Source organism: Bradyrhizobium sp. HKCCYLS1011 (genome assembly GCF_051167795.1).
Classification (GTDB): Bacteria; Pseudomonadota; Alphaproteobacteria; order Rhizobiales; family Xanthobacteraceae; genus Bradyrhizobium.
Window position 1 is genome coordinate 486,279 of sequence record NZ_JBNPTT010000004.1, and the last position, 16,357, is coordinate 502,635.

Genomic DNA, 16,357 nt, shown 5'->3' on the forward strand with positions numbered 1-16,357 from the left:
CTCACCGGCCGATCGGATGATTTGACGCTTCCGATGGTCTTGGAATTCCAGTCGCCGACCACGGCAATCATTGCAGCTCCTGTTCCCCGGGCCGCGCGCGGCACAATCTGGATGATTGGTGGCATGTTCGCCGCGTGCGCGGCGGCGATGTGGCTGTTCCCGATCGACAGGGTTGTGACGGCGCGCGGAAAGGTAGTCTCCCGGGCACCGATGGTGGTCGTGCAGCCTCTGGAGACCTCGATTGTCCGCTCGATTAATGTGACGGAAGGACAAAGCGTTCACGCGGGCGACGTGCTTGCTCGGCTTGATCCGACCTTTACCAGCGCCGATGTCGGCGCGCTGCAAGCACAAGTCGCGAGCTTGCAAGCCGAGGTGGCGCGCATGCAAGCCGAGGTGGAGCAGAGGTCCTTCCAGTATTCGGGGACTGATCAGCCAATGTTGCTTCAGGCTGGCATCTACGCGCAGCGCGAGGCGGAACGGAGGTCCAAGCTGGAATTCTATCGACAGAAGATCGATGCCCTGGCATCCACAGCGGCGCGGTCGACCGCGGATGCCAAAGCCTTCCGCGAGCGGCTAGCCGTTGCCCAAGCAGTGGAGGCCATGCGCAAGAAATTGGAGGCATTGCAGGTCGGAAGTCAGCTCAACGCCTTGATCGCGACCGACAGCCGGCTCGAGATTGAGCGCAGTCTGACCACGGCTCTCAATACAGCGGAGAGCGCCAAGGCAGAACTTGCCGCGATGATCGCTGAGCGTGACGCCTATGTTCAAGACTGGCATGGCCAGATCGGCCAAGCGCTGTCGGAAGCATCTCGTAAGTTGAGCGATGCGCGGGAGTCGCTGAACAAGGCGCTGTTGCGGCGCGAGTTGATCGAAATGCGCGCTGACCGGAATGCCGCTGTGCTGACGGTTGGCAGGGTTTCCGAGGGCTCCGTGCTGCAAGCGGGCGAGCAGCTGATTACGCTGGTGCCCGACGATGCACCGCTCGAGATCGAAGCGGACATCGCAGGGCGTGATCATGGCTTCGTCCACATCGGCGCCCCTGTCGCTGTCAAGTTCGACACCTTTCAGTCGACACAGTACGGATTGGCTTATGGAACGGTTCGCACCATCAGCGCCGACAGTTTTACGGCGGAGGACAGCACGAAAGCCCGTACCGGCGCTGGTCCTGTGAACCCGGCCGGCGCCGAGCCCTACTACCGTTCGCGCATCACTCTCGACCGATTGATGCTGCACGACCTGCCGGCTGGCTTTCACATCATGCCCGGCATGCCGGTTGCCGCCGACATCAAGGTCGGCAAGCGCACCGTGATGGCTTATCTGCTTGGCCGGATACTACCAGTGATGTCGGAAGGGATGCGCGAACCGTGAGATGCACCGAGGAAGGGACCGCGGGTCGCAAATGCGCAGCTACGAGACGAGCACGTCTTCTCGATCGTGTTGTCGGCCTGCTGTCGTCATCGGCAGCATTACGACGTGCGATTCGACTGAAGAAGCAGTCTCAGACAACACGTGCCTTTGCGCTGTTCGCCTTTGCCGCCGATGCCGGCATCGCGGAGGCCGCATACGAGGTCGGGCGCTGCTATCTGGAGGGTTCGGGCGTCCCGCTCAGCGTCACCGAGAGCGCGCGCTGGCTCACGCGCGCCGCGGCTCTGGAACATGTCGAGGCCCAGTGGTTGCTCGCGGCACTGCACATTCACGGGGTTGGCGCCGGAGCGGATCCACAAGCCCTTGCAGGCGAGCCCACGTCCGCAAATCTGTTCCCAGCGAAGCAAGCGCCGGCTCCCGACTTTGTCGCGGCGGAAAAATGGGCGCGGCGGGCAGCCGAGCGCGGCTCCGCGGACGGACAGGCCGTGCTTGCCTATATCCTGACCTCTGGCCCGGAATCGATGCGCAACCCGGAAGAGGCGCACGCGTGGTATAAGCGCGCCGCCGAGGCCGGTTGTCCTCAGGGCGCGCTCGGATATGCGCAGTCGCTGGCTCGATCAGTCAAGGATGAGGAAGGGCGGCGCAGGGTTGTCGAAAATCTCCGTCGTGCTGCACAGGCCGGATTGGCACCAGCGATTCATCTGCTTGGCGTGATGACCGAACACGGTTGTGGAACGGAGCGAGATCCCGCGGCTGCCGCCGAGCTTTACCGACAAGCGGCTGCCAAGAACAATCGCTCGGGCCAGGCAAACTGGGGACGCATGCTGATGCAAGGGCTTGGAGTCGAACCAAACCCGGCAGAAGGTGAGTCGTGGCTCCGCAGGGCGGCACTGGCCGGCGATCCGGATGCGGCGGCGCTTGTCGGCGACCTCTACGCCAAGGGAGGGGCGTTGCCGCCCAATCATGCAGAAGCGGCGATCTGGTTTCGCCGTGCGGCAGAAGCCGGCCACCAGACGGCGGCGCGGGCGCTCGGCCTGCTTTACTTGACTGGCGCCGGGGTGGCGTGCGACCCGAAAGAGGCGGCGAGCTGGTTGCGCATCGCCGCCGATGGCGGCGATGCGCAGGCTCGGGTGGATCTCGCCAATCTTCTCTTGCGAGGTTTCGGTGATGGACGCGCCGAAGACCTCACCGATGCGCGCCATTGGCTTGAGCAGGCGGCTGCGGCCGGTAATCTGGTGGCAGCGCTCAACTACGGCCTCTGTCTGGCGGAAGGGGCCGGCGTTGAGCGCGACGAGCGGCAAGCGGTCCGATATCTCCGCCGGGCCGCCGATGGGGTAGCGAACGCGCAATATTGGTATGGCCGCATGCTTGTCGACGGGCGTGGTACCGAGGCCAATGCCGAGGCAGGTCGTGCCTGGATCGCACGCGCTGCCGCGGTCGGCATTGCGGATGCCGAGGCGGCTCTGGCGGAAATGATGGTGAATGGCCGCGGCGGACCGCGCGATCATCTCGCGGCAGCCGCGTTGTTCGAGAAGGCCGCCGGCAAAGGGCACGTTGGCGCGATGTACGCGCTGGGCGTGTTGAGCGACGGTGGACATGACGTGCCGACGGACCCGCTGGTGGCGCAGCATTGGTTCCGAGCAGCCGCTGAGCGGGGCCATTCCGAAGCTCAGAAGATGCTGGGTCGATATTTGGCGCGAGGGCTGGCGGGCGAGCGGGATCTGGAAGCAGCACGTCTGTGGCTGGGGCGTGCGTCAGCTCGAGTCCTGGCGGACGCGGGGCTTGATCTCGCTTCGAAACAGTTCGTGCCGCCGACGCAATCGTCTGAACGAATGCGCCGTCCTATCCATCTAGCAAAGCTCTGAAGCTGCTATGAGCAGTCTGCGACCTGGATCGCGAAGCCAAAACCCTGCGATGGAGTTGATGTCATGCCGAACAGCATGCGTCGTGTTCTCGTCATCGAGGACGATTCGCAGACCGCCAATGAGCTTGGTCGTTGCTTGGGTTCCGCCGGCTATGACGTTACGATCGCGACCGACGGCGAGAACGGCCTGCGCTTTGGTCGCTCCGCCGAATATGTTGTGATGACCGTTGATCGTGCCTTGCCGGGCATCGATGGGATCGAAGTGATCCGGCGCCTCAGGCAATACGGGATCGGGACACCTGCGTTGATCATCAGCGCGCTTGGCCAAGTCGCCGATCGCGTGGACGGCCTGCGTGCAGGCGCCGACGACTACCTGGTGAAGCCGTTCGCCCTCGTGGAAATGCTGGCTCGTGTTGATGCGCTCTCCCGGCGGAGCACTTCGGTCTGGCAGGAAACAACGCTGCGGGTGGGGGATCTGGAAATGGACCTCGTGGCTCGAACCGCGTACCGGGCCGGCCGACAGATCGGGTTAAGGCCCCGCGAATTCAGGCTCCTCGAGTACCTTGCCCGCCACGCTGGCGAGGTCATCACGCGAAACCTGCTGCTGCAGCACGTCTGGGGTCTGGATTTCGATCCTGCGACGAATCTGATTGATGTTTACGTCGGACGTCTGCGAAGAAAGATCGACAGCGAACAGGCCTATCCGCTCATTAACACGGTGCGGGGTGTCGGGTTCTGTATCCGGGCCGCGGCGTGAAGCCTGGCAGTTGGATATCGGGATTCGTGGTCTAGGCATCGAGCTCCTCCGGCCGCTTTGTGCGATGGGGCCGCCGAATACGCGATTGAAGTTGCGGAAGTCGCGGTGGATCTGAAAGTGCAACGCTGGTTTGACGATCCGTCGAGCACATGGCGATGGGTGATCAAGCTGGGTTTCTGGCGCGGTGATCTGAACGGAGCGGGTGCGCCGCGTAGCCCCGAAGGTGAGCTGGCTTGCCGAGCCGTAGCTCGCTAGCCCCTTGGGCTCGGCGCGGCATCCTTCACTCACTTCGCGAGCGAAGGCTGGTGCCCGGCAGGAATCGAACCTGCAACCAGACCGTTATGAGCGGCAGGGTATCGATCGCCGTTGTTGAGTTTCCTTCGTTTTCATTCGGGTTCGATCGCGTTCGTCACGGTTAGTTCGCGCTGTTTCTGGAGCGAAACTAGTGCGGTTATTCGCGCTGGAAAGGAGTTGCATGGTGCGCTCGAACGCAGGCCTCGCTTCCTTTGTGCCAAAGGCAAGCCGAACCAACCGGCGATTAAAGATGTCGTAGCCGGAAAGGAGTTTCCGCTTCAAACTCGCGCGCGGGACGTAGTTTGCTGTTTACGCTGGCTAGGTGGCTTCGCAGAGCGGACATCGACCGTCCGCTGCGGTGACGAGCTGCCGCCCGATCTCACGCCGCAGCGCTTCCCTGTCCCATGTCGATCCGTCGCTCTTGGTGATCCTCTTGGCGAGTTCGAGCGCGTGGCTCTCGGCGGCATCGTCTCCCACCCGGATGAGGACCTCCTCGTGGAACGGGCACACGGTCGTCGAGCGGGTCGTCTCGAGCGCGTAGCGCACAACGGCCGCGAGGTCGTCACGGTGAAGGTCCACGGACATCATGGCTCTCCTGAGCACCACGATGAAGCTTTCGGATCGAGGGTCGAACGCAAATCAGCCCCGGCTTCCGCAGAAGGAGCGCCGAGGCTGATTGTTCGCTGCGTCCATTTTCCAGTTCTTTTTTCCAGTTCTTTGGCAGTGAAACCCGCGGTGCCAAGTTTGGTTCCAGCGAAACCGGCCGGGCGGCCGCTCTCCGAGCCGGCCCTCTTGTTGCGGGTCTTGGCGCAGTCGACAGGCGAAGACTCGGAGTGTCTAAGAGTCCGGGCTCCGCCTCCTCGCGCAATCGGCGTCGTAGCGCCCTGATGCAGTTCATTGCTAGGCCCGCCCCTGCGGTTCGCCTTGACCCACCTCAACTACGGAGAGAGCACTAAGTAGTGATCCGTAATTTCGCCGATGGGCGGTGAGGGCGCATGTTCGCGGCATGCGGCGGCAGATCCTGTTCAAGTGCCCGCGCACGGGAATAACCGTTCAGCTCCGGCTGGACGAGGAAGCCCTGGAAGCGCGTAAACCCGAAGACACCCACGTCCCGGTGTGGTGCCCGGCGTGCACATCGCTGCACTTCGTCAACAGCACGACGGGCCAGCTTCTTGGCGAAGCGCGGGGGCGGCCCGGGTCGCGTCGTCAGGAGCCGACCTGATCCGTCGCGTCGGCGGTCGCACCCATTTGGCGCGGAGCCGGTCGGACGACGCGCGCGCGATCGTGCTGCACACTTTAATCCTGGCGGCCGCTTTCGGCGCAGGCTCGGTTGGCGGCGGCCTTCATGAGCGCGGCGCCTTCGGCCATAGTCTCGAGCGCGCCAATGCGCTGGACCCGCGCCGACAACCGCGAGGTCAGACTGGCGCCAACGGGTCAGTCGAAAATGCGTCCGCGACCAAGGATTGCTTTCGGGTCGAAAACGGACTTCAGCAGACGCATCGTCCTGAGTTCCGCGGGGCTTCGAGAAAGGTGCAGCCAAGCTTTCTTGTCGATGCCGATGCCGTGCTCGGCCGAGATCGAGCCGTTGTGTCGGGCGACCAGGTGATAGATCTTCTCCGCGGCTTCGTGGTGTCTGGGGGTTCGAATGACATAGTGCAGGTTGCCGTCGCCGACGTGGCCGAACACGATCAGTTCGGTTGAGGGATCGATGGCCCTCAGTTCGGCTTGGCCGTCCCGAAGAAAGTCCGCGATCCGGTACGTTGGAACGCTGATATCGAGGCCGACGACATGTTGAAGACTACGGACATAGTCGGCACAGGAATCTCGCATATCCCACAACGATCGGAATTCCCGAGAGGATTGTGAAACGACCCCATCGAGTGCGAGACCGTCTTCGATTTCCTGCATCAAGCACGAAGCAAACGTCTCAACAATGGACGACTCGCTGACGGACTGGACTTCGGTGAGCACGTAGGCGGGGGCGGTTGTTCGGATCGGTCGTGGAATGCCGAGAAACCTGACGACACCATCAACCGCTTCTGGAAGCATGAGTTCGAAGGCCGACAGAGAAGGACCAAGAGCTCGTCGCAGCCGGCCAAGGAGGCCCAACGCCGCCTCGACGGACGGCACCGCTAGGAAGGCGTTGGCTTCGGCGACGGGCTTGGGATGCAAACGCAGCCTCGCACGAGTAACAACGCCCAGCGTGCCCTCGCTGCCTATGAACAGCTGGTTCAGATCGTAGCCGGTGTTGTCCTTGTCCAGACCGCGCAGTGAGGAAAGTATCGTGCCGTCGGCCAGGACCGTTTCCAGGCCTGCGACCTGAGCCCGGAACATGCCATACCGCAACACGCGAATGCCGCCGGCGTTGGTTGCGATATTGCCGCCGATGGTCGCCGTCCCCCTGGATCCGATATCGACCCCGAAAACATGCCCGGCCGCGTCAGCCGCCTCCTGCACAGCTTGGAGCGGTGCTCCCGCTTCCACGAGGATTGTGGCGCCGTCCTCAGAAATCTCTTCTATGGCGGTCATGCGCTCCAACGACAGAACCGCCTCGCCTCCGACGACACGATGCGCGCCCGAAAGGCCGGTGCGACCGCCTTGGACGACAAGTGGCTGCTCAAGCTCGTTGCATGCGGCGAGGCATTCGGAAACCTCCGCAGTTGACCTTGGTCGAAGGACAAATCGCGGCGGCGCAGAGTGCTTTCCCCTGCGGTCTTCCCGATAGCGCGGGTCGACCGAATCGCCGACCAGAAGCGCACCTCGCGCCAACTTGCTGGACAAGCGCTCGAGCAGGACCCGAAGGGCCGGTTCAGGAGCGGCCGGGTTGGCGCCAGACTTGATCGGGTTCACGGCACCGTTGCTCCGAGAAAACGCAAGGTCCAGGTTAGTGTCACCCGCCTGTTTGTCAAACCTGTCACTGCCGCAGCTCGCCGCGGACATCGTGGCCGGCAAGATCAAGGTGCGCGTCGTGATTGATGTGAAGGCGTAGGGTCGCCTCTCAAGGCAGGATATGCCGCCGGTCGGCTGGAATAACCAAGGGCAGCGCCGATGGCTCGGGCTGCCTCCATGACGTGAACCGAATACTCCTTGATCTGCTTGCGCTTGATGCGCGTATCGGGCCCGGACATGCCGATTGCTCCAACGAGCTCACCGGAGCGGCCGAGGATCGCGCAAGCGCAGGCCGCGATGCCCTCGCGCCACTCGCCATGCAACACGGAGGAGTAACCCTGCGCGCGTGCCAGCTCGATGTCCTCACGCAGCTCCTTGATCGTCGTTCGTGTCGTTTCGGTGTAGCGCCTGAGATGCGGCCGGAATCGTTCCAGGTAATCATCAGGCATATGCGCGAGCATCGCCTTGCCCGTCGCCATGGTGAACGCGGGGGCGCGCATGCCTACGCTCGTATGCGCGCGGATGTGGTGAGCGCTTTCGATCTTGTCGACATAGACGACGTCCGTATCCTCGAGCACGGAGAGATGAATGGTTTCGCCAGTGATCTCGGCAAGCTTCGCCATCGCCGGCCGCGCGACGTTGATGAGGTCCATTCGGTGGATCACGTGGCTGCCGAGGGCCCAGATCTTGGTCGTGAGCTCGTATGTGCTGTGCGGGGGTATCTGGCGCACATAGCCTTGTGACTGCAACGTCATCAGCAGCCGATGCACGTTGCTCTTGGTGAGCTTCAGCTCGCCCGCGAGGTCCGTGACCCCACGGGGCTGCTCGCTCAGAGCAAGTGCTTCCAGGAGGCGCAGTCCCTTGGTAAAAGCCTTATCCATCCACCAGCCAAATTAGAATGATCTTTCGCTCGATCTAGCATGGCCGCGCAATCGGCCATAGCCCGCGGGTGGGACCAACCCCAATCATTTCGGATCGGGGCTGGTCAGCCGGCCTATTGGGCCAGCAGGGCGTTAAGCTTCTCCTGCCCGTACTCTTCGTTGGTGGAATTTCCTGCCGGCGAAGCTGCGCCCCAATAATCCGGGCTCCATTCGATTGCTTTCGACACGTTGTCCGGATTGTTGGCCCAGTAGCGGGCAAGCTTCTTGTCGGTCGCCGCCTCGAACACAATGGGGGAGGGAAGGGCGACCGGGAAGGTCGAAGTGAGCTGCGCCGCGCGCTTGGCCTCGAGCCGCCAGGACAGCAGCTTCAGCGCGTTGTCGTAGTTCGGAGCTCCCTTGGGTATCGAGAAGAAGTCGTAGTAGACGAAGCCCTGATTGAAGGTCAGGTCGATCGGCGCACCCTCCAGGGCGAGCTTGCTCATGGAGCCGGTGTAGGCCATGCACATGTCGGCTTCGCCATCGAGCAGGAGCTGCGGCGGCTGCGCGGCCGTGGTCCACCATTTCGCAATATAGGGTTTGATCTCCTTGACCTTCTTCAGCGCCCGCTCCATGTCGATCGGGTAGAGCTTGCTCTTCTCCACGCCGTCGGCCATCAGCGCCGCCTCGAATACGAACCTCGGCCAAGCGGGCATGCAGCGTCGCCCGGGAAACTTCTTCACGTCCCAGAAGTCGGCCCAGCTCGTCGGTACATTGTCCCCTTTGTACTTGTCCTTGTTATAGACAAGGCCGACGCCGATCACCTGCAATGCCACGCCCTTCTTGCGCTTCAAATTCTCCGGCATCGCCGCCAGGGTCTGTTTAGCTGCGTCTGACAGCTTGGAGTAGTCGATGTCGGCCAGGCAGCAGTCGCCGAGCAACTTCGTTTCCTGGTCGAAGATGAACGTCAGGTCCCATTGCGCCTTGCCGGCTTCGGCTTGCGCCTTGATGCGCGGGCCGCTACGGGCCTCCTGTACGGTGACGACCTTGATGCCGGTCTCCTTCTCGAACGGGTCGTACATGACCTTGCGCAATGCATCGCCGTATCCGCCACCTGGGTCCTGCATGATCACGACGTTGCTCTGCGCATGACACGGGGCCGTTCCCATTGTGACAAACACGGCAGAGGTCAGAGCGAAAGCCGACAGTCGCAAGCGTCTCATTCCCAGCATTTTATCTTTCCTCCATTTGACATCGATCTGTATCACGCCGCCTTCCGCGACGCGGCGAGAACGGGCCGTGCAAGGACGAGCCCTGCGATTACCAGCAGCACCTCCAGCGTCGAGACCACGGCCAGCACCGGATTGAGGCGATAGTTGATGTCGCCCCACAGCATGAGCGGAAGCGTCTTCAATTGCGCGCTCGAGAGGAACAGCGTCAGCACCAATTCGTCGAACGAGTGCAGGAAGGCGAAGAACGTCGCTGCAGCGAGGCCCGGCATGATGGCCGGCATCGTCACGAGGCGGAACACCGTCAGAGCCGACGCGCCATGGACAGAGGCCGCCTGTTCGAGCCTCGCATCGACGCCTTGAAGCGAGGCGGACAGGATCACCACGACGATGGGAAGGCCGCCGATCGCATGCGCGGCGGCGAGGCCAAAGACGGAGCCGACGAGATCGAAACGCAGAAACAAGCTGTAGAGCGATAGGCCGAGAACGACCGGAGGAACGATGATCGGGCTCACCAGAAACAGCATGATGGCGGATTTGCCGCGAATGCTGCTCCGGACGATGCCGAGTGCTGCCGACGCGCCTAGCACGATCGCAATGCCGGCCGACATCGCCGCGACGATAAGGGATGTCCAGAACGCCCGCATCCAATTGGAATCGGAAAAGAACTGCTCATACCAGCGCAGCGAGAAGCCCGGCGGCGGGAAGGTCAGATAGCTCGCGTTGCTGAAGGAAATGATCATCACCACGATGATCGGTAGGATGAGAATGGCAATGACCATGCCCCCCATGATGCGAACGCTCCAGGTCCCGCAACTCGCCGGCAGGCGCCCGAACAACCTCAGAATAGGCCAACCGATCAGGTCGGCAGCTGAAGCGCCGAGACCGCGATGGCTCGCTTTGGCGTAGCGGTCTGTCGGAATTGGCGCGGTCTCCGTCAGCTTGCGGCCGCCCCAGATGAACTCGAAGCCGAGGAAGCGCCCGGCCACGGCGACAACCGCCAGCGTGATGGTCAGCAGCACCACGCCCAAGGCCTGCAAAAATCCTTCTGATGTGACCGAGTCTGCCTGCTGCGTGATATGCATGGCGAACATCTGGTCGCCGGGTCCCCCGAGCAGAGTCGGCGTGATGAAGAAGCCGATCGCGGCGACGAAGACCAGCAGGAAGCCTGCGCCCATGCCGGGCAAGGTCAGCGGGAACGATACGCGCCAGAATGCCGCGATCGGCCCGGCGCCGCTCGCCAGCGCTGCTCGGGGCAGGCTTTGATCAAGGCGCGCCACGCTGGAATAGATCGTCAGCACCATCAGCGGCAGGAGCACCGCGGTCATGCCGAGCAGCACGGTGCCGCGATTGAAGAGAAGCTGCACAGGCTCGCTCAATATGCCGAGCGAGACCAGCAGCTTGTTGACCGGCCCGTTGCGGCCGAGCAGGACCATCCAGGCATAGGTCCGGATCAGGATGGCAATGAAGTAGGGCAGTACGATCGCGGTCGCGATCAAGACCTGGGCCATGCCGCGACTGCGGTGAATGAGGAGCGCAGTCGGATATCCGAACAGCAAGCACAGACCTGCGACCGTCACCGAGATCTGCATCGTGCGGACGAGCGAATCCCAATAGAGCGGTATCGCGAAGACCCGCTCGAAATACGACGACCATGATGGCCCACTCACGCTGATCCGGATGAGGTCGATCAGCGGGAGGACGTAGATGAAGGAGAGAAAGGCAAGCGCGGGCAGGAGCAACAGCGCCGGATCCTTCAATCTCCTGGCCAGATCGAGGGTCGCAGGACGGTCTGCGGGGGCGCCGATCGATGCGGAGGTCATGCAAGCACCCAGCAGTCCGCGGCGTCCCAGCTCACGTGGAGGCGATCCCCGACGGCGGGCAGGGGCCGGTTGGCCATGTCGGTACACCTGATCAGGAGTGGCTCTCCGCTCTCCATTCGCGCCTCGATCCGCAAGATCTCGCCGAGGAAGATCGCGGATGTGACGCTGACCGGCACGGAATTCGCAGTCGGCTCGTTCGACACGGCAATGCGTTCCGGACGCACCAGCACGGTCGCACGCCCAACATCGATCGTGTCGCGGCTTTCGGCGCAGAACACGTATCCCGCGCGGTTCTTCATCGTCAGCGTTGATCCGCGCTTCTGGAGAATATCCGCCTCGATCAGGTTGCTCTCGCCGACGAACGAGGCGACGAAGCGGTCGGTCGGATGCCGATAGATGTCCAGCGGCCGGCCGATCTGAACGATCCTGCCGGCGTTGAGCACTGCAATGCGGTCGCTCATCGTCAGCGCTTCTCCCTGGTCATGGGTGACGAACAGGATCGTGCTGCCGATGGTCTGGTGGAGGTCGCGGATCTCGATCTGGATCGACTCCCGCAGCCGCCTGTCCAGGGCGCTGAGGGGTTCGTCCATCAGCACGACCTTGGGCCTCTTGACGATGGCGCGGGCGATCGCGACGCGCTGCTGCTGCCCACCCGACATCTGGGAGGGAGATTTCGTCGCATGCTCGGTCAGCCGCATGATTTCGAGCGTTTCCGCGACGCGTCGCTCGGTCGTGGCCCGGTCGACGCCGGCCATGCGAAGCGGAAACGCGACGTTCTGGCTGACCGTCATGTTCGGAAAGAGCGCGTAGCTCTGGAAGACCATGCCAAAGCCGCGCTTGTGCGTAGGTACGTTGTGGACAGGCTTGCCGTCGACGAGGATTTCGCCGCTGTCGAGGCTTTGGAATCCGGCCACGAGGTTGAGCAGCGTCGTCTTTCCACTGCCGGAAGGGCCAAGAAGCGTGATGAACTCGCCCGGCTCAATATCGATACTGATCCGGTCGACGGCATGAAAGCTGCCGTATCGCTTCACCGCTTCGCGGACGGCAATGCTCGATCCGATGGCGTCACCTTCGCGGAGGCGACCGGTCCGCGACGTCCGAACGTTTGCATCGCCGGAGCGCATTGCGCGCAGAGCCGCGGGCTCACCCATTCTCTCCCTCCCAGGTGTTCTATATTGTAGAACGTTATTCCAATTATTCTTGGCGCTGCGTCATATCTTGTCAAGTCGAGCTGCCCGATCGCAACGCAATGGCGCGCCCGGTGATCAGTTAGGGGAGGGCGGTGCTGCAAACGGAGGCCGTCGCCGGCCAACCCAGATTGACAGTGTCGTCCAAATTCGCCTAACTTAATTTGAAATAGCGTTCTATAATATAGAACATGCCTCGGGGAGGATGATGGTGTTGAGCGAGCCTCGCGTAATGGCGAAGCACATCGAGCCGGGCATGCGCATGGCGCTCCCGGTCGACTACGCCGGCGTCTCCATGGCTATGACGCGGCCGATCATCGAGCATGGCGCGGGCAATCTCCATCTGGTCTGCGTTCCAACCGGCGGATTGCAGGTCGACCAGCTCGTCGGCGCAGGTCTGGTCCGGACGGTGGAGACCAGCGCCGTCTCGCTGGGTGAGGCCGGTGGCGCGCCCCGGTTCAACGCTGCTGTCAAGGAAGGCGCCGTTCGATTGAAGGACGCAACGTGTCCTGCCATCTATGCCGGCTTGATGGCGGCGCAGAAGGGCAGTCCCTTCATGCCGCTTCGAGGGCTGATCGGAACCGACCTGCTCCGCCATCGCGACGATTGGCGGGTCGTCGACAATCCGCTGGCGGACGGAGGCGATCCGATCGTGCTGATCCCAGCCATCGAGCTCGACGTCGCGATCTTCCACGTGCCGATGGCTGATCGCTTCGGCAATGTCTGGATCGGCCGGCGCCGCGAGCTTGCCGCAATGGCCTACGCCTCGCGGATTGTCCTCGTCACGGTGGAGCGAATCGTCGAGGAGAATCTGCTTGCGGATGAGATGAGCGCCGCCGGCGTACTGCCTGCGCTCTACGTCACGGAGGTGGCGCGCGCTCCGAAAGGGGCTTGGCCCTACGGCCTGTGGGGTGAATATCCGGCCGACAGCGCAGAGATCGCACGGTACGCGAAAGCTGCGCGAACCGCTGATGGCTTCTCGGCCTACATGGCCCAGGCGCAGATGGAGTCAGCGTCATGACCGAGATCCTTCCTCGCGAAGTGCTGATCTGCACGATCGCGCGGCTGCTAGATGGGGTGAGGCATGTCGCGGTCGGAGCCTCGTCTCCTATTCCTGCGGCCGGCGCGATGCTTCTGCGCGCGCTCAAGGAAACGGGGGGCGTCATCGGCCCGCGCATTTCCATCCTCGGGTCCGTCGAGCACAATTTCTTCACCAACGGTTCGGCGGAACTGTTCGATTGCGCGGGTCAAGGTCGGATCGATGCGTTCTTCCTCGGCGGCGGTCAGATTGACGGCTTCGGCAACGTGAACCTCGTCGGCGCCGGGAGCTATCCGCGCTCGAGCGTGCGGTGGCCGGGCTCGTTCGGATCGGCCTATCTCTATTTCGTCGTGCCGCGCGTCATCCTGTTCCGTGAGGAGCACACGCCGCGCGTCTTCGTGGAGAAGGTGGACTTCATCAGCGCCCCGGGCGTCAGCGAGGACGGAATTTACCGACGCGGCGGCCCCGTCGCCTTGCTGACCAGCAAGGGTCTCTTCCGCTTCGACAAAAGCAGACCGGGATTCGAGCTCGAAAGTGTTCATCCCGGGCATGATCTTGCGGAGATCAAGCAGGCAACCGGCTTTCGGTTCGCCCATGACGCCGAGCCGCGGCAGACCGCGCTGCCCGATCGATCGACGCTCGACCTGCTCCGCGGCCGCGTCTTAGACGAACTCGCCGAGACCTATCCCGAATTCGCTGCGCAGATGCGGCAAGATCTTGCGGCGGTCGACGCATGACCAGGGTCAAGCGGGTCCCGCATTGCAGCCATTGGGGTGCGTACACGATCCTCGTCGAGAATGATCGCATTGTGGGCGTCGAGCCCTTCGAGCACGATCCGGCGCCGTCCCCCATCATCCATTCCATCGCCGAATGGGCCAATCCGGAGCGGCGCGTGCTGAGACCAATGGTCCGGTCCGGCTGGCTGGACAAACGTGAGAAAAGCGATCGCCGGGGCCGGGGCCGGGAGAAATTCGTGCCGGTGAGCTGGGACGAGGTGACGACGCTGGTCGCCGGCGAAGTGCGCCGCGTGGCCGGTACGTTCGGCAATGCGTCGATCTTCGCTGGCTCCTATGGTTGGACCAACTCCGGCCGTCTGCATCATGCTTCTTCTCTTCTCAAGCGCATGCTCAATCTGGTCGGCGGCTTCACCAGACACGTCGACACCTATTCCATCGCGGCAGGACCTGTGATCTTGCGTCACACGCTGGGCAGTGACGACGCATGCGGCGGCCGCGCCAATACGCTCGATACCATCGCGCAGCACACCGAGACCCTGGTGGTGTTCGGCGCCCTGTCGCCGCGAACCGCGCAAAACGAGGCCGGTGGAATCGGCAGCCACCGGCTTGAAACCTATCTCAGGGAAATCGTCGAACGCGGCGTCAAGATCGTTCACGTCTCGCCGCTCAAGGACGATCTGCCCGACTGGGTCAACGCCGAATGGTGGCCGATCCGGCCGAACACAGACACCGCGCTGATGCTCGGCCTTGCCGGTGAGATTGTGAAGGCAGGCCGGCACGACACGGATTTCCTCGCGCGTTGCACCAGCGGCGCGGACCGCCTGCTCGGCTATCTCGAAGGCAAGACGGATGGCGTGCGCAAGGAAGCCGCGTGGGCCGCGGAGATCTGCGGCCTCGATGCGGACAGGATCGCCCTGCTGGCAAAGCGCCTGGTCGACACGCGCAGCATGCTGACCGTGAGCTGGAGCCTGCAGCGTGCCCATCACGGCGAACAGCCGTTCTGGGCGGCGCTCGGACTTGCATCGGTTGTCGGCCAGATCGGATTGCCGGGCGGCGGCGTCGGCTACGGCTACGCTTCCTTGGGAGGTGTAGGAGCCCCACTCAACCTCGGCAGGTCTCCAGCTATTTCACAGCTGATCAGGCCCATCGACAGCTTCATCCCGGTGGCGCGGATCAGCGACATGCTGCTCAATCCCGGCAGGCCATTCAGCTATGAAGGCGAGATCCGCACCTATCCGGATACGAGGCTGGTCTATTGGGCGGGCGGCAATCCCTACCACCATCATCAGGACCTCAATCGATTGTCGGAAGCCTGGACGAGGCCCGAAACGATCATCGTGCAGGACCCGATGTTCACGGCGACGGCCCAGCGGGCCGACATCGTGCTGCCGGCAACCACGTCGATCGAGCGCAACGATCTTGCCGGCAACAGGCGCTCCGACTTCATCCTGGCGATGAAAAAGGCCATCGAGCCGCTGGGCGAAGCCCGTTCCGACTTCGAGATCTTCAACGCGATTGCCAGCAAGCTCGGAGTGGCCGAACGGTTCAACGAAGGTCGTGACGAGATGGGCTGGATCCGGCATCTCTACGAAGCCTGCCGCGGCGACGCTTCGGAGCGCTTCGGCTTTGCGATGCCGGATTTCGATGCGTTCTGGGAAGCCGGCTATGCCCGCTGCCCGGCCAAGGCAGAGCATACGTTCCTGGCCGACTTCCGCAACCAGCCGGAGGCGCACGCGCTCAGGACCGAAAGCGGGAAGATCGTGCTCGGCAGCGAGACCCTGGCCAGGCTGGACTATGCCGACTGCCGCGCGCATCCCGCCTGGATCGAACCGGCTGAATGGCTCGGCAACGCCGCCGATGCGGGCCAGATGCACCTTATCTCGCACCAGCCGGTTGGTCGTCTTCACAGCCAGCTCGAAACCGGCGCATCGAGCCGTGCCATGAAGCGCAACGGCCGTGAACGGGCTCGCCTTCATCCTGACGACGCGGCTGCTCTCGGCATCGCTGATGGCGGGACGATCCGTATCTGGAACGGCCGCGGGGAATGCCTTGCGACGGCAGAGGTCACCGACAAGATCCGTCAGGGCGTGCTGGTGCTTCCGACCGGTGCCTGGTTCACGCCGACAGGAAATAGCGGCCTCGAGGTCGCCGGCAATCCGAACGTGCTCACGCTTGACATCGGCACATCTCAATTCGGACAGGGCTGTTCGGCCCACACCTGCCTCGCGAGAGTCGAGCCGTACGCCGCCGATCGGCGCGATGCGTTCGAGGCCTATCAGGAATCGCTCGTCGCGCTCGCGGCAGTCTAACAGGAGC

General features: G+C 63.1%; 13 protein-coding genes. 7 read left to right on the forward strand and 6 right to left on the reverse strand.

The features are described 5' to 3' along the window. Positions 1–33: 33 nt before the first annotated feature. The 3 genes from ACQR1W_RS15330 to ACQR1W_RS15340 all read left to right on the forward strand — a co-directional run bounded on the left by ACQR1W_RS15330 (position 34) and on the right by ACQR1W_RS15340 (position 3,986). Complete coding sequence (locus ACQR1W_RS15330) at positions 34–1,368, forward strand: HlyD family type I secretion periplasmic adaptor subunit (protein WP_434851535.1); 1,335 nt, start codon at positions 34–36, stop codon at positions 1,366–1,368. Continuing rightward, positions 1,365–3,230, forward strand: coding sequence for a tetratricopeptide repeat protein (locus ACQR1W_RS15335; RefSeq protein ID WP_434851536.1), 1,866 nt, complete (start codon positions 1,365–1,367; stop codon positions 3,228–3,230). Before ACQR1W_RS15330 ends, ACQR1W_RS15335 begins: the two co-directional genes overlap by 4 nt. Positions 3,231–3,293: 63 nt before the next feature. Beyond that, positions 3,294–3,986 (forward strand): response regulator transcription factor, encoded by a 693-nt coding sequence (locus ACQR1W_RS15340; protein ID WP_434851537.1) that lies wholly within the window; start codon positions 3,294–3,296, stop codon positions 3,984–3,986. Between the two features lie 612 nt (positions 3,987–4,598). On the opposite strand, the gene ACQR1W_RS15345 is transcribed toward ACQR1W_RS15340, so the two are convergent. Continuing rightward, positions 4,599–4,865, reverse strand: coding sequence for a hypothetical protein (locus ACQR1W_RS15345; RefSeq protein ID WP_434851538.1), 267 nt, complete (start codon positions 4,863–4,865; stop codon positions 4,599–4,601). 421 nt (positions 4,866–5,286) lie between these two features. Here ACQR1W_RS15345 and ACQR1W_RS15350 point away from each other — a divergent pair, with 421 nt between their 5' ends. Next, a complete protein-coding gene (locus ACQR1W_RS15350) occupies positions 5,287–5,502 on the forward strand; it encodes a hypothetical protein (protein WP_434851539.1) in 216 nt (71 codons plus the stop codon). 212 nt (positions 5,503–5,714) lie between these two features. Here the strand turns inward: ACQR1W_RS15350 and ACQR1W_RS15355 are convergent, their stop codons facing one another. The 5 genes from ACQR1W_RS15355 to ACQR1W_RS15375 all read right to left on the reverse strand — a co-directional run bounded on the left by ACQR1W_RS15355 (position 5,715) and on the right by ACQR1W_RS15375 (position 12,229). Next, positions 5,715–7,220, reverse strand: coding sequence for an FAD-binding oxidoreductase (locus ACQR1W_RS15355; RefSeq protein ID WP_434851849.1), 1,506 nt, complete (start codon positions 7,218–7,220; stop codon positions 5,715–5,717). 14 nt (positions 7,221–7,234) lie between these two features. Further along, entirely contained in the window at positions 7,235–8,050 is an 816-nt protein-coding gene (locus ACQR1W_RS15360; protein ID WP_434851540.1) for an IclR family transcriptional regulator, read from the reverse strand. A 113-nt stretch (positions 8,051–8,163) separates the two neighbouring features. After that, on the reverse strand, positions 8,164–9,153 hold the full coding sequence (locus ACQR1W_RS15365; RefSeq protein ID WP_434851850.1) for an extracellular solute-binding protein: 990 nt from the start codon (positions 9,151–9,153) through the stop codon (positions 8,164–8,166). Positions 9,154–9,290: 137 nt separating this feature from the next. Further along, positions 9,291–11,078 (reverse strand): ABC transporter permease subunit, encoded by a 1,788-nt coding sequence (locus tag ACQR1W_RS15370; protein ID WP_434851541.1) that lies wholly within the window; start codon positions 11,076–11,078, stop codon positions 9,291–9,293. Further along, positions 11,075–12,229 (reverse strand): ABC transporter ATP-binding protein, encoded by a 1,155-nt coding sequence (locus ACQR1W_RS15375; RefSeq protein WP_434851542.1) that lies wholly within the window; start codon positions 12,227–12,229, stop codon positions 11,075–11,077. Before ACQR1W_RS15375 ends, ACQR1W_RS15370 begins: the two co-directional genes overlap by 4 nt. Positions 12,230–12,473: 244 nt before the next feature. On the opposite strand from ACQR1W_RS15375, the gene ACQR1W_RS15380 reads away from it, so the two are divergent. Genes ACQR1W_RS15380 through ACQR1W_RS15390 form a run of 3 tightly spaced genes read left to right on the forward strand, consistent with a single transcriptional unit; the run spans position 12,474 to position 16,350 of the window. Beyond that, positions 12,474–13,286, forward strand: coding sequence for a CoA transferase subunit A (locus ACQR1W_RS15380; protein ID WP_434851543.1), 813 nt, complete (start codon positions 12,474–12,476; stop codon positions 13,284–13,286). Continuing rightward, positions 13,283–14,041 carry a CoA-transferase gene (locus ACQR1W_RS15385; protein ID WP_434851544.1) on the forward strand — a complete coding sequence of 253 codons (759 nt, stop codon included), beginning with the start codon at positions 13,283–13,285 and terminating at the stop codon, positions 14,039–14,041. Before ACQR1W_RS15380 ends, ACQR1W_RS15385 begins: the two co-directional genes overlap by 4 nt. Then, positions 14,038–16,350: a molybdopterin-dependent oxidoreductase gene (locus tag ACQR1W_RS15390; protein WP_434851545.1), complete on the forward strand. Its 2,313-nt coding sequence runs from the start codon at positions 14,038–14,040 to the stop codon at positions 16,348–16,350. Before ACQR1W_RS15385 ends, ACQR1W_RS15390 begins: the two co-directional genes overlap by 4 nt. The last annotated feature ends 7 nt before the right edge of the window (positions 16,351–16,357 follow it).

Excerpts from the sequence above, each read along its gene's own strand:
- ACQR1W_RS15365 (WP_434851850.1), bottom strand. The coding sequence starts at position 9,153 with ATGCAGGACCCAGGTGGCGGATACGGCGATGCATTGCGCAAGGTCATG.
- ACQR1W_RS15385 (WP_434851544.1), top strand. The coding sequence starts at position 13,283 with ATGACCGAGATCCTTCCTCGCGAAGTGCTGATCTGCACGATCGCGCGG.
- ACQR1W_RS15340 (WP_434851537.1), top strand. The coding sequence starts at position 3,294 with ATGCCGAACAGCATGCGTCGTGTTCTCGTCATCGAGGACGATTCGCAG.
- ACQR1W_RS15330 (WP_434851535.1), top strand. The coding sequence starts at position 34 with ATGGTCTTGGAATTCCAGTCGCCGACCACGGCAATCATTGCAGCTCCT.
- ACQR1W_RS15370 (WP_434851541.1), bottom strand. The coding sequence starts at position 11,078 with ATGACCTCCGCATCGATCGGCGCCCCCGCAGACCGTCCTGCGACCCTC.
- ACQR1W_RS15355 (WP_434851849.1), bottom strand. The coding sequence starts at position 7,220 with ATGTCCGCGGCGAGCTGCGGCAGTGACAGGTTTGACAAACAGGCGGGT.
- ACQR1W_RS15350 (WP_434851539.1), top strand. The coding sequence starts at position 5,287 with ATGCGGCGGCAGATCCTGTTCAAGTGCCCGCGCACGGGAATAACCGTT.
- ACQR1W_RS15345 (WP_434851538.1), bottom strand. The coding sequence starts at position 4,865 with ATGTCCGTGGACCTTCACCGTGACGACCTCGCGGCCGTTGTGCGCTAC.
- ACQR1W_RS15380 (WP_434851543.1), top strand. The coding sequence starts at position 12,474 with ATGGTGTTGAGCGAGCCTCGCGTAATGGCGAAGCACATCGAGCCGGGC.
- ACQR1W_RS15375 (WP_434851542.1), bottom strand. The coding sequence starts at position 12,229 with ATGGGTGAGCCCGCGGCTCTGCGCGCAATGCGCTCCGGCGATGCAAAC.
- ACQR1W_RS15360 (WP_434851540.1), bottom strand. The coding sequence starts at position 8,050 with ATGGATAAGGCTTTTACCAAGGGACTGCGCCTCCTGGAAGCACTTGCT.
- ACQR1W_RS15390 (WP_434851545.1), top strand. The coding sequence starts at position 14,038 with ATGACCAGGGTCAAGCGGGTCCCGCATTGCAGCCATTGGGGTGCGTAC.